Source organism: Streptomyces nodosus (assembly GCF_008704995.1).
Taxonomy (GTDB): domain Bacteria; phylum Actinomycetota; class Actinomycetes; order Streptomycetales; family Streptomycetaceae; genus Streptomyces; species Streptomyces nodosus.
In genome coordinates, this window is the sequence record NZ_CP023747.1 from 631,033 (window position 1) to 643,716 (window position 12,684).

Here is a 12,684-nt window from a genome sequence, read left to right on the forward strand (position 1 = left end):
ATGACGACCTTCGCGCCGGGCTGCCCCGTCGCCTTCCCGCTGCGCCGGCCGGGACGTCCGTTCCCGCCGCCGGAGTACGCCGACTACCGTGCGGGCGAGGGCCTGGTCCGCTCCGAACTGCCCGCAAGCGGCCCGGTGTGGCTGGTGACGCGGCACGAGGACGTGCGGACCGTGCTGACGGACCCCCGGATCAGCGCGGACCCCTCCCGCCCCGGCTTCCCGAGGGCCAGGCGCACCGGCGGCGCCCCCTCGCAGTCGGAGATCCCGGGCTGGTTCGTGGCGCTGGACCCCCCGGAGCACGACCGGTTCCGCAAGACGCTGATCCCGGAGTTCACCGTGCGCAAGGTGCGGGAGCTGCGTCCGGCGATCCAGCAGATCGTGGACGAGCGGATCGACGCGTTGCTCGCCGCAGGCAACTCGGCGGACCTGATCGCGGACTTCGCGCTGTCCGTGCCGTCGCTGGTCATCTCCGACCTGCTCGGGGTGCCCAAGGCGGACCGGGACTTCTTCGAGGCGAAGACAAAGGTCCTGGTGACCCTCAGCTCCACCGACGAGCAACGTGACGAGGCCTCCAAGGCGCTGCTGCGTTATCTGAACCGGCTCATCCAGATCAAGGGCCGCCGCCCCGGCGAGGACCTGATCAGCCGGCTGCTCCAGGCCGGCACCATGAACCGGCAGGAGCTGTCCGGGGTGTCGATGCTCCTGCTCATCGCGGGGCACGAGACCACGGCGAACAACATCGGCCTGGGCGTCGTCCAGTTGCTGACCAACCCGCAGTGGATCGGCGACGACCGCATCGTGGAGGAGATGCTGCGGTACTACTCGGTCGCCGACCTGGTGTCCTTCCGGGTGGCCGTGGAGGACGTGGAGATCGGCGGCCAGCTGATCAAGGCCGGTGAGGGCATCGTGCCGCTGATCGCCGCGGCCAATCACGACGGTTCGGTCTTCGACAAGCCCGAGGAGTTCAACCCGGAGCGTTCCGCGCGCTCGCACGTGGCGTTCGGGTACGGCGTCCACCAGTGCCTCGGGCAGAACCTGGTGCGGGTGGAGATGGAGATCGCCTACCGTACCCTGTTCGAGCGCATCCCGACCCTCGAACTGGCGGTGCCGGTCGAGGAGTTGCCCCTGAAGTACGACGGCGTGCTGTTCGGCCTGCACGAGCTGCCCGTCACATGGAGCTGAGCGACGGGCCCGTCCGCTGCGACGGCCGGCCCGCTGGAACGACCCTGGAGGAATGATGGTGCACGTCAACGTGGACGTCGATCGCTGCGTCGGTGCCGGACAGTGCGTCCTGACCGCGTCGGACGTGTTCGACCAGGACGACGACGGCCTGGTGACCGTCCTCGCACAGCCGTCGGACCCGTCCACGGTGGAGACGGTCCGGGAGGCCGCGGTGGTCTGCCCCTCGATGGCGATCACCGTCGTGGAGAACTAGCCGAGCCGTAGTGGGAGTTCAACGGGCCGTACCTGCCGACCGGCGGGTACGGCCCGCACCACGTTCGGCGGCGGCAGCAGTTCGGGGGCGAGTCCGGCAGCTCGAGACCGGTGGGCAGTGGCGGGAGAGGTTGCACGGGCTCACCTGGACCCGACAGCCACATCCGATCAGCAGGACATCAACCCTTCGCCGGCTCCGCCGCGCTGCGTTCCACAGGGTTTGCGTGGGAGGCCGCATCGCCGGCACTCACGCCCTGAGGTGTCTCCGCTGTCCGGCCTTGTCCGGCCGCCGATCAGGAAGGCCGATCCTCGCAGGCGCCCCAGGACATCACGGCTTGGGGTCCGCAGAGTTCACGGAGGCCTCCGCGGAGTCCAACGCGCGGATGATGCGGGCCAGGTCGGCCGGGGCCGCCGCGAGGCGAACGGTCGTGCCTGCGTCGTCGAGTTCGGCGATGTGCCAGCTTGCGGGGACGGTGTCGTCGTCGCCACCCCGGGCGCGCCGCACGCCCTTGACGATCAGCCGTTCCACCGGTATGCGGTGCGCTCCGTACCGGCCCGGGCCGGGCGTCACCGCGAGGGTGCCACCACCCAGGGCGATGTGGGTGCCGAAGCCGTAAGGGTTGTAGTCGGTGTCCTCCAGGAAACGGGCGACCAGGAACACCTCCTCTTCCCCTTCCCCCGCCTTCTTGGTGGACGCTTCTTCCCCCGCTTTCCCGGCGGATGCTTCGGACGCTCCGATCGCTCCGATCGCTCCGATCGCTCCGGGCACAATGATCCGAGTGGCGTGCCAGGCCCAGCCGAACAGGCCCAGCGAGACCAGCGAGCCCGCGGCCGCCCATGTCATCGCCACGGGGGAGTCGAGCAGGGACAGGGGGTGGACGTAGCAGAGCGGCAGCAGCCACAGGGCCGTACCGACGAGCGCGCCCGCGAACGGAAGTTCCGACGGAAGGACCTCGTCGTCGGGCAGCCGGCGCCCGCGCAGGCGCAGCAGTACCCGGGCCGCAGGGTAGCCCGCGGCGAGGGTGAGCACGGCAGCGACGACCGCCACGTCCCCGGCGCCGGCGATGTGTTCCCGCCAAACATGGCCTTCTCCGGCGACCTTCATCACCTGACCGTGCCAGAAGGTCAGTTCGACGTTGTCGCCGGACTGGAATTCCTCGGCGGCCTCGTACGAAACCCGGACTCGCTTCACCGGCCGGCCGTCCATGAAGTACAGCCAGCTCGGCTGCTTGGGCTGGTGGGCGTCGGTCCGCGCGATCACGGCCGGCAGGGTGGTGAGGCATTCGCCACGTTCCGTGACGGGACTCTCGGCGGTGCACGGGGTCGCCGACTTCCACTCCCGCATGTGCGACCCGGCGCTCGGCACGAATACCGCCGCCACGCCCGCGCTCACGAGCAGCAGCGCGCACGCGATCAGCGACCCGACCCAGCCGGCCCCGGCGGTGCCGGGAGAGACGACGGCGATATGGCTCGACTCCGGGGTTCCGTAGTGGCGGTGGAGCGCGCGGAGTCCCTCCAGCTTCGCGTCGAAGTCCGGATCGTGGGACTTCACGGACGTCGGGAGGGGCAGGTGCCGCCTGTGTCCGTCGCGCAGCACCAGGCCGACGCGACGGGACTTCCCTCCGTTTTTTATGTACTTCAGACGTACGCGCAGGTCGGCGACATCGCGCCACGGCACGCTCCGGCGGCGCAACAGTGTCCGGGAGTGCAGGCCGTACGCGTCGGCGCGCACCTGGGCGGTCACCGCGTGGAGAGCCGCGATCCCCACCAGGGCAAGGAGCAGGCCGACGCCCACCCCCACGTCCAGGAACCCGCCCCCGAACGCCGCACGCCCGGCGGCCAGGAGCGCCCCGGCCGCACCGAGTCCGACGAAGAACCACAGAGGGCGCTTGCTGGAGGGACGGCAGACCACTTCACCGGCATCGTTCACGCACGGAATCCTTCCATCGGCCGGGCCGCACGCGCTTGTGCGGTGTTCGGCAGCGTCCGGCGAGCGACGCTGCCGGGTTGCGGAAGGGCGAAGCTCCGTTCGTCGCGTGTCACGGCAGGAGCCAGGCGCCCGCTCCTGACGCTGTCCTCCGGGCCTGCCGCGTCACCAACCTGCCGCGACAGCGCACCCAGATCCTGTTGCGAAAGGCGATCTGGCCCACTTTTGAACGTCTTGGCGCGCACATAAGGTGGTCGGGACATGGCAGCCGGGCTGGGTGTGGGTGAGGGAGGGGTTGGCATCGACCGGGTGGAAGTCAACGGTGTCGAGGCGGACAGCGAGGACCTCAAGGTGCTCATGCGGGTCAGCTACGCGCATTTCACCTCGATGCAGGTGCGGGGCGGTGCGGTCCGGGGGCTGGATCTGCACCTGAGACGGTTGGACGAGAGCGCGCGCGGGTTGTTCGGCAGGGGCCTGGACGCCGAGCGGGTGCGGGGATGTGTGCGGCACGCCCTCGAAGGGGGCCCGGAGGCGGTATCGGTCCGGGTGACCGTCTTCTCCCGGAGGCTGGATGCCGTGCTGCGCGGCGAGGCCGTGGAGCCGGAGCTGGCGGTGGCGACGAGCGCCCCGGCTGAGGCGCAGAGCGAGCCGATGCGACTGCGGGCGGTGGAGTACGAACGGGACCTGCCTCATGTGAAACACGTGGGGACGTTCGGGCTCATTCATGGCCGACGGCAGGCGGTGCTCTCCGGGTACGACGACGTACTGTTCACCGATCGGTACGGCCGGATCAGCGAGGCGTCGGTCTGGAACATCGGCTTCTACGACGGGGAGCGAGTGATCTGGCCGGAGGCCGCGGTGCTGCCGGGCATCACGATGCAGCTGCTGCAGCGGGGGCTGGAGGCCAAGGGCATCCCCTCAGAGCGGCGTGAGGTCCGGCTCGATGACATCGTGGCCCGTGCGTCCGGCTCCCCGGTCCTCGCTGCCTTCCTGACGAACTCGATCTCGCCGGCCCTTCCGGTCGCGAGCATCGACGGGGCAGCACTGGCCGTCGAATCGGCGGTCACGGACCTGCTCGTGGACTGCTACGAGAGCAATCCCTGGGAAACCGTCTAGGGGTGCTGGGGAAGGGCTGGTCACAGTCGCTTGTCGAGGACTGCGACCAGCACGCTCGCAGTCCTGGCGCGCGGCGGGGCCGCCACGGGGCCGGTTGCGGCGCGGGCTCAGGCGCCCACGGTTCCGTCGATGCCCTCACGCAGAAGGTCCGCGTGCCCGTTGTGCCGGCCGTATTCCAGGAGGACGTGCACCATCACCATCCGCAGCGACACCTCCTCGCGCCACCTCGGCTGATGGCCGACCCGGTCCAGGGACTCGCTCTCGCGCTCGATGCGGCGCGAGTCGGCCACCTCGGCCTCCCAGGCCGTGAACGCCTCCTGTCGGGTCGACCCGCTCGCGTCGTACGCGGCCTGGAAGTCGATCTTGTCGGACCAGACCATGGGCGCGTCGTTGTCCTCGAACACCCGGCGGAACCAGGCACGCTCCACCTCCGCCATGTGCCGCACCAGACCGAGCAGCGAGAGCGTGGACGGCGGCATCGACCGCTGCCGCAGCTCCTCGTCGGTGAGCCCTTCACACTTCATGGCGAGGGTCGCGCGATGGTAGTCGAGGAAGGCCCGCAGCATCTCGCGTTCGCTGCCGAAACTGGGCGGTCCTGTGCGGTTGTCGCTGGTCATCGTCGGGGCTCCTCGTCCGTGGCTGCGTGCAGGGCCAGTATCGTCCCGCCGACCGCGGAAAAGGGTGCGGCCCCCACTCGTCGGGGAGTGGGGGCCGCGGGTGCCGGACAGCGGGGAGGTCACCAGGTGACGGGCAGTTCGGTGAGGCCGCCGTTGAGCTGGCCGGAGGTCACCTGGAGCTCCTCCACCGAGCTGGCCAGCTTCAGACCGGGCAGCCGGGTGAACAGCTGCGTGTAGGCGGTCTTCAGCATCATCCGGGCCAGCGGGGCACCGATGCAGTGCCACATGCCGTGCCCGAACGTCAGGTGCTCGTTGGGCGAGCGGCGGATGTCGAAGAGGTCCGCGTCGTCGAAGACCGCCTCGTCGAAGTTGACCAGCGTGAAGTCGAGCAGCACCAGGTCGCCGGTGCGAATGGTGACGTCGGCGATCTCGATGTCGTCGGTGGCGTAGCGCGGCAGCGCGGCGCCCGAGCCGCCGGCCTTCGCGGCCCGCAGGATCTCCTCGACGCCGCTCCTCATCAGCTTCTCGTCGGCGAGTGCCTCCTTCAGCTGGTCCGGGTACTGCGTGAACAGCACGACGCCCAGGTCGACATGGGTGGCAACGCTGTCGAGGCCGGCGAAGAGCAGGCTCGCGGCGATGGGGCCGATGCGCTCGTCCTCCGGGACCGTCTCGCACAGCCGGGAGATCACGTCGTCGCCGGGTTCGGCCCGCTTGCGGCCGGCCAGGTCGGTCAGCAGCCCGAACAGCTTCGCCTGGCTCCTGGCGACGCTCTCCGCGTCGTTCAGCGTGGCCATCTCGCCCAGCACCGCGAGGAGTTGGCCCTGCTCCTGCAGCGGGATGCCGATCAGGGCGCACAGCACGGTCAGCGAGTACGGCAGCGAGAAGTTGCCCCGCAGATCGGCGGGTTGTTCCTGGGCGGCGAAGCCGTTCAGGATCTGCTCCGCGATCCCCTCCACCATGGGCATCATGTTGAGCACCCGGCGGGCGGAGAACTGCGGGGTGAGCAGGGTGCGCAGCTCGGCGTGCGCGGCGCGGGCCGCCTCCACGTCGTCCATGATGAGCAGGTCCATCAAGGGGCTCTTGACGTAGCGGGGCGCGTTGGCCGGGTCGGCGTGCGCACGGGCCAGGCGCTCGTCGTGCAGCAGCTGCTTCAGCTCGGCGTGCCGGGTCACCAGCCAGCCCTCGTCGCCGGCCGGGGTGCGGATCTTGGTGACGGGAGCACGCATCTGGAGCTCGCGCAGCAGCGGGCTGAGGCGGAGCACCGAAGGCGCGGCATCCTCGAGAGAGGGCGGCGGTGTCGGGTTGACCATGGGACTGCTACTCCTTGGGAGAGTGGTGAGGTGCGCGGTTACCCGGCTGCGGGGCCGCTGCGCGTCCGGGGCGACGCCGTGTGAGGGCGGCGCCCCGGACGCGGTGGGGCGGTGAGGACCCGGCCGGGGTGGCGTGCACCGGCCGGACCCGGCTCAGGCCTCGCCGGCCGGAAGTTCGGCGAGCCAGTTCTCTATGGCCTCGGCGGTCAGATCCGAGTGCTCCATGGCCAGGGACAGATGGTCGGCCTCGATGTCACGCACCACGTCCGCCGGCACCGCGGAGGTGTCCAGCATGAAGCCGTTGTTGGCCTGTGTGGCGCGCAGGAGCAGGGTGGGGGCGGTCGTGGCGGGCGCGTCGATGTCCGTCATCGCCATGAACCAGTGCGCCATCGCGGACATCCGGGCGCTGTTGAGCGTCACGGACGGCGAGTCGATGTCGGCGAGGTAGAAGCGGGTCGTCTGGTCGAGGTTGTTGCCCTCCGAGGGGTTGTACCGGATGGACGCCGTGTCGAGCAGGACGACCGCCTCCGGCTTCACGCCCCAGGTGTCCTCCAGCACCCCGGCCGCGAGGTAGGCGAGGGAACCGCCGGTGGAGTGGCCCACCATCACGAACGGTTCGCCGTCGCTCGCCATCAGGACGCTCTCGGCGACGATCCGGGCCGCCGCCTCACTGGTGGCGGGCAGCAGCTCGCCGGGGGCGAAGCCCATCAGCGGTATCGCCGACACATGGCGCTTGCCGCGGAAGTGGGCGGCGATGCGCGCGTACTGGTGGACACCGCCGGTGGCGCCGGGCGCGCTGACGAAGATCAGCCGCGGGGAGCCGGGCCCCGTGGCCAGGGTGACGGCCTCGGACAGCTCCTCCAGGTCCGCGGGCGTCTCGAAGGTGGGCCGGGTGTTGGCGACCGCCTTCAGCATCCGCATCGCCTCGACGAGCTTGCCGCCGCGCACCGCGTTGTGGAACAGGCCGACCAGGGTGTCGTCGGGATGCACCGTGGTGCCGGCGACGGCGGTGCCGGACGCGGGGCCGGAGGCGGACAGGTCGCCCAGTTCCTCGTTGAGGTGGCGGGCCAGCTTCACCGGCGTCTTGCTGTCGAAGACCACCGACGTCGGCAGGCGCAGCCCGAGGAGTTCGCCGAGCTGGTTGCGCAGGCTGACCGAGACCAGCGAGTCGAAGCCCAGCTCCAGGAAGCCGCGCTCGGGGTCGACGGCGGCGGGGTCGGCGTGGCCGAGCAGGCCCGCGGTGAAGCCGACGACCAGCTCGGTGAGCAGCTTCTCCCGGCCCGCGGTGTCGAGCGTGCGCAGCCCGTCGAGCACGGTCTTGGGCGAGCGGTCCGCGGCGGCGGTGCGCCGGGGGCGCGGCACCAGGTCGCGCCAGAGCGCGGGCAGCGTCTGCTGGACCTGGAGTCCGGTGACATTGATCCGGGTGGGCACGACCATCGGCTCGGTGCGGGCCAGGGCGGCGTCGAACAGGGCGAGGCCGTCCTCGAGGCTCATCGGCGGGGTGCCGCCGCGGTCCATCCGCCCCAGGTCGGTGTCGCTGACCTGGCTGGTCATGCCGCTGCCGCGGCCCCAGGGCCCCCAGGCGAGGGACAGACCGGGCAGACCGGCCGCCCTGCGCCGGTGGGCGAGCGCGTCCAGGGAGGCGTTGGCGGCGGCGTAGTTGGCCTGGCCGGGGCCGCCGATGACGCCGGAGATCGAGGAGTACAGCACGAACGCGGCGAGGTCCTGGCCGAGGGTCGCCTCGTGCAGGTGCAGGGCCGCGTCGGCCTTGGGGCGCAGCACACCAGCCAGTTGTTCCGGGGTGAGCGAGCCGGTCAGGGCGTCGTCCAGGACACCCGCGGTGTGCACGACGGCGGTCAGCGGGTGCTCGGCGGGCACCGACGCGACGAGCGTGTCGACCGCGTCGCGGTCGCCGACGTCGCAGGCGGAGACGGTCACCTGGGCTCCCAGGCCGGTCAGCTCGGCGACCAGTTCGGACGTGCCGGGCGCGTCCGGGCCGCGGCGGCTCGCCAGCAGCAGGTGACGGGCGCCCCGGCTGGTGACCAGGTGCCGGGCGAGCGCGGCGCCGAGGCCGCCGGTGCCGCCGGTGATCAGGACGGTGCCGTCGGGGTTCCAGTCGGCGGCGGGGGCGTCGTCGGCCGGGCGCGGCAGCCGGGCGAGCCGGGCGGCGCGGACCTGGTAGTCGCGGACCGCGAGCTGCTGCTCGTCGAGCGTCAGCACGTCGGGCAGTACTCCGGCGGACAGGAAGGTGTCGTCGAGGTCGACGAGCAGCAGGCTGCCGGGGTTCTCGGTCTGCGCGGAGCGCACCAGGCCCCAGACGGCCGCGCCGGCCGGGTCCAGGACGTCCTCGTCGTCGAGGGCGACGGCGCGGCGGGTGACGAAGACCAGGCGGGTGCCGGAGAGCCGGGGCTCGGACAGCCACTCCTGGAGGTAGCCGAGGACCCGGGTGGTGAGGGCGTGCACGCCCTCCGCTCCGGCGTCCTTCTCGCCTGCGAGCGGGATCAGGAACACATCGGGGGCGACCCCGCTGTCGCCGATGGCGCCGCCGAGGGACTCCGCGTAGGCGGTGACGGTCTCGTCGGCGCGGTGCATGGCGTAGCCGAGGTCGAGTTCGTCGGAGCCGACGACGGCCCAGCGGGTGCCGGTGGCGCGCTCCGAGGCCTTGACGGGCACCCACTTCAGCCCGAACAGGTCGCCCCGGCCGGTGGCGGCCGGGGTGTCGGCGGTGCCGTCCGGGGTGCCGAGACGCACGGTCTCGGCGGTCAGGACGAGGTTGCCCGCGGGGTCGACGGCGGTGAGGTCGACGGTGTCGGGCCCGGTGGTGCTCAGCCGTACGCGCAGCGCGGTGGCGCCGGTGGCGTGCAGGGTGAGCCCCTCGAAGGCGGCGGGCTCGCCGGCCGTGGTGCCGTCGAGGACGGCGGCGGCGCGCAGGGCGGTGGACAGCAGCGCGGGGTGCAGTCCGAAGCCGCTGTCGGGTCCTGCGGGCAGCTCGGCCTCGGCGAACACCTCGCCCTCGTGCCGCCACACCCCGGTGAGGCCGCTGAAGAGCGGGCCGAGGGCGCGTCCTTCGGACTCCAGCTCCGTGAGCGGGACCTGACGGGCGTCGGCGGGCGGCCACTCCACAAGGTCCGCGGCGGTGTCCTCGGCGCCCTCGTCGGGGGCGAGGACACCACGGGCGTACGTGGTCCAGGGGGCGTCGTCCGCGGTCGCCGGGCGGGCGTGCACGGAGAGCGTCCGCCGGCCGGAGGCGTCCTCGGGGCCGACGCGCACCTGGAGCAGCACCGCGTCGCGGTCGCCGAGGGTCAGCGGGGCGAGCAGGTCGAGCCGGTCCAGGCGGGGGGTGCCGTTCTCGTCGCCCGCACGGACCGCGATCTCCACGAGGGCCGTGCCGGGGACGGTGATCCGGCCGTCGACGCGGTGCTCGGTGAGCCAGGGGTGGGTCAGCGGCGAGAGCCGTCCGGTGAGGACGGACTCGTCGGCCTCGGCGAGGGTGACGGTGGCGCTGAGCAGCGGGTGCCCGGCGGCGCCGAGGCCCAGTCCGGCGGGGTCGCCGGAGCGGGCGCGCACGGTGGGCCAGTACCGGCCGCGCTGGAAGGCGTAGGTCGGCAGGTCCACGGACTCCGGGCGGCCGGGCAGGGTGCCCTCGAACACGGCGTCCCAGTCGGCCGCGGTGCCCCGGGTCCACAGGGTGCCGAGGGCGGCGAGCACGGAGGCCTCCTCCGGCTGGTCCTTGCGCAGCGCGGGCACGGCAGAGACCCCGGCCTCCTGGGTGTTCTCACCGACGAGCGCGGACAGCACGCCGCCCGGGCCGACCTCCAGGAAGGTCCGGGCGCCCTCGTCGACGAGGGTGCGCACGGCGTCGGCGAAGCGGACGGCCTGCCGGGCGTGGCACACCCAGTAGTGCGGCGTGGCCAGTTCCTCGGCGGCGACGACGTCGCCGGTGAGGGTGGAGACGACGGGTACCGACGGCTCGCCGAAGGTGAGCTTCGCGACGACGTCCCGGAAGGCGTCGAGCATCGGGTCGACGAGCGGGGAGTGGAAGGCGTGGCTCACGGAGAGCCGCGTGGTGCGCCGGTCCTGCTTCCGGAAGTGCTCGGCGACGGCGAGGACGGCGTCCTCGGCGCCGGAGACCACCACGGAATCGGGGCCGTTGACCGAGGCGAGCGAGACCCGCTCGTCGAGCAGCGGCCGCACCTCGGCCTCGGTGGCGCGCAGCGCGACCATGGCTCCGCCGGCCGGCAGGTCCCGCATCAGGCCGGCGCGGGCGGCAACCAGGGTGCAGGCGTCCTCCAGGGACAGTGCGCCGGCCACATGCACGGCGGCGATCTCCCCGACGGAGTGTCCGGCGAGGTGGTCGGGGCGCAGACCCCAGGAGGCGAACAGGCGGTAGAGGGCGACCTCCACGGCGAACAGCGCGGGCTGGGTGTGGCCGGTGTCGTCGAGGGCCACGGGGTCCTCGCCCCAGATGACGTCGCGCAGCGAGTGGCCGAGGCGCTCGTCGAGGAGGGCGAGGGTCTCGTCCAGGGCGGCGGCGAACACCGGGAAGCGGGCGTGGAGTTCACGGCCCATGCCGAGGCGCTGGGCGCCCTGCCCGGAGAACAGCACGGCCAGCCCGGGGCGGTCGCCGGAGGGGACGGTGCCGCGTGCGGCCTCGGTGAGATTGCCGTCCGCGGCGACCAGCAGCGCCCGGTGTTCGAAGGGGGTGCGGGTGACGGCCAGGGCGTGGCCGACGGCGACGGGGTCGGCGCCGGACGCGGCGAGCGGCCGCACCTTCTCCAGCTGGGCGTCGAGGGCGTCGGCGGTACGGGCCGACACGGGCCACGGCACGGCGCCCGGGACGACCGGCTCGGGCCGCTGCTCGGCGTCGGTGTCCTCCTCGGCCGCGGGGGCCTCTTCGAGGATGACATGGGCGTTGGTGCCGCTGATGCCGAAGGACGACACACCGGCCCGGCGCGTCTGCTCGCCCTCGGGCCAGGGGGTGGCCTCGGTGAGCAGGCTGACGTGTCCTGCGTCCCAGTCGACGTGTGTGGACGGCGCGTCGATGTGCAGGGTGCGGGGCAGCAGCCCGTGGCGCAGGGCCAGGACCATCTTGATGACGCCCGCGGCGCCGGCGGCGGCCTGGGTGTGGCCGATGTTGGACTTCACCGTGCCGAGGCGCAGCGGACGGCTCGCGTCGCGGTCCTGGCCGTAGGTGGCGAGCAGGGCCTGCGCCTCGATGGGGTCGCCGAGGGTGGTGCCGGTGCCGTGCGCCTCGACGGCGTCGACGTCGGCGGGCGAGAGCCCGGCGGAGGCCAGCGCGTCGCGGATGACGCGCTGCTGGGCGGGCCCGTTGGGGGCGCTGAGGCCGTTGGAGGCGCCGTCCTGGTTCACGGCGGAGCCGCGCAGCACGGCGAGCACCGGGTGGCCCTTGCGCCGGGCCTCGGAGAGCCGTTCGACGAGGATCATGCCGACGCCCTCGGACCAGCCGGTGCCGTCGGCGGAGTCGGCGAACGCCTTGCAGCGGCCGTCCGTGGCGAGGCCGCCCTGGAGGCTGAAGCCCACGAAGCTGGACGAGGTGGTCATGACGGTGACACCGCCGGCCAGCGCGAGGTCGGCCTCGCCGGAGCGCACCGACTGGGCGGCCAGGTGCAGGGCGACCAGGGCCGAGGAGCACGCGGTGTCGAGGGTGACGGCGGGTCCTTCGAAGCCGAGCGCAAAGGACAGCCGGCCGGACATCACGCTGGCGGCCAGGCCGTTGCCCGCGTAGCCGCCCATGTCGTCGTCGGAGGCGAGGACGAGGTGGGCGTAGTCCTGCGAGTTGGTGCCGACGAACACGCCGGTGCGGCTGCCGCGGAGGCTGCCGGGGGCGATCCCGGCACGCTCCACGGCCTCCCAGGCGGTCTCCAGGAGCAGCCGCTGCTGCGGGTCCATGGCCAGCGCCTCGCGGGGCGAGATGTCGAAGAACCCCGGGTCGAAGTCGGCCACGTCGTGCAGGAAACCTCCCTCCTGCGTGCTGCTGCCGCCCGCTCCGTCGCCGGCCAGCGTCTCCAGGTCCCAGCCGCGGTCGGCGGGGAACCCGGAGATGGCGTCGCGGCCGTCGGCGAGCATCTCCCAGAGGTCCTCCGGGGAACGCACACCGCCGGGGAAGCGGCACGCCATGCCGACGATCGCCACGGGCTCGTGGCGGCCCGACTCGGCTTCCTGGAGGCGCCTGCGGGTCTGGTGGAGATCCGCCGTGACCCACTTCAGGTAATCGACGAGCTTACTTTCGTCCGGCATCGTCCGTTGAACCTTCCTCAGA

At 72.5% G+C, this 12,684-nt stretch carries 7 protein-coding genes; 3 read left to right on the forward strand and 4 right to left on the reverse strand.

Annotation, left to right across the window (positions count from 1 at the left end):
- Both CP978_RS03045 and CP978_RS03050 read left to right on the forward strand, forming a co-directional pair.
- Positions 1-1,182, forward strand: a complete 1,182-nt coding sequence (locus CP978_RS03045; RefSeq protein ID WP_043448022.1) for a cytochrome P450 — start codon at positions 1-3, stop codon at positions 1,180-1,182.
- A gap of 52 nt (positions 1,183-1,234) precedes the next feature.
- Positions 1,235-1,435 carry a ferredoxin gene (locus CP978_RS03050; RefSeq protein ID WP_260421112.1) on the forward strand — a complete coding sequence of 67 codons (201 nt, stop codon included), beginning with the start codon at positions 1,235-1,237 and terminating at the stop codon, positions 1,433-1,435.
- 327 nt (positions 1,436-1,762) lie between these two features.
- On the opposite strand, the gene CP978_RS03055 is transcribed toward CP978_RS03050, so the two are convergent.
- Complete coding sequence (locus tag CP978_RS03055; RefSeq protein WP_043437275.1) at positions 1,763-3,364, reverse strand: PH domain-containing protein; 1,602 nt, start codon at positions 3,362-3,364, stop codon at positions 1,763-1,765.
- Positions 3,365-3,622: 258 nt separating this feature from the next.
- Between CP978_RS03055 and CP978_RS03060 the strand changes: the two genes are divergently transcribed.
- Positions 3,623-4,477, forward strand: coding sequence for an aminotransferase class IV family protein (locus tag CP978_RS03060; protein ID WP_052453974.1), 855 nt, complete (start codon positions 3,623-3,625; stop codon positions 4,475-4,477).
- Between the two features lie 107 nt (positions 4,478-4,584).
- Here the strand turns inward: CP978_RS03060 and CP978_RS03065 are convergent, their stop codons facing one another.
- From CP978_RS03065 to CP978_RS03075, 3 genes are all read right to left on the reverse strand, one after another.
- Positions 4,585-5,094 (reverse strand): DinB family protein, encoded by a 510-nt coding sequence (locus CP978_RS03065; RefSeq protein WP_043437277.1) that lies wholly within the window; start codon positions 5,092-5,094, stop codon positions 4,585-4,587.
- Between the two features lie 119 nt (positions 5,095-5,213).
- Positions 5,214-6,404: a cytochrome P450 gene (locus tag CP978_RS03070; protein ID WP_043437280.1), complete on the reverse strand. Its 1,191-nt coding sequence runs from the start codon at positions 6,402-6,404 to the stop codon at positions 5,214-5,216.
- A 153-nt stretch (positions 6,405-6,557) separates the two neighbouring features.
- The gene (locus CP978_RS03075; RefSeq protein ID WP_043437281.1) at positions 6,558-12,662 is read right to left on the reverse strand and encodes a type I polyketide synthase; all 6,105 of its coding nucleotides are present in this window, start codon (positions 12,660-12,662) and stop codon (positions 6,558-6,560) included.
- Between the last annotated feature and the right edge of the window lie 22 nt (positions 12,663-12,684).

What these genes read in the sequence shown, in the direction of transcription:
- CP978_RS03045 (WP_043448022.1), top strand. Translation starts at nt 1, where the DNA reads ATGACGACCTTCGCGCCGGGCTGCCCCGTCGCCTTCCCGCTGCGCCGG.
- CP978_RS03050 (WP_260421112.1), top strand. Translation starts at nt 1,235, where the DNA reads ATGATGGTGCACGTCAACGTGGACGTCGATCGCTGCGTCGGTGCCGGA.
- CP978_RS03060 (WP_052453974.1), top strand. Translation starts at nt 3,623, where the DNA reads ATGGCAGCCGGGCTGGGTGTGGGTGAGGGAGGGGTTGGCATCGACCGG.
- CP978_RS03065 (WP_043437277.1), bottom strand. Translation starts at nt 5,094, where the DNA reads ATGACCAGCGACAACCGCACAGGACCGCCCAGTTTCGGCAGCGAACGC.
- CP978_RS03070 (WP_043437280.1), bottom strand. Translation starts at nt 6,404, where the DNA reads ATGGTCAACCCGACACCGCCGCCCTCTCTCGAGGATGCCGCGCCTTCG.
- CP978_RS03075 (WP_043437281.1), bottom strand. Translation starts at nt 12,662, where the DNA reads ATGCCGGACGAAAGTAAGCTCGTCGATTACCTGAAGTGGGTCACGGCG.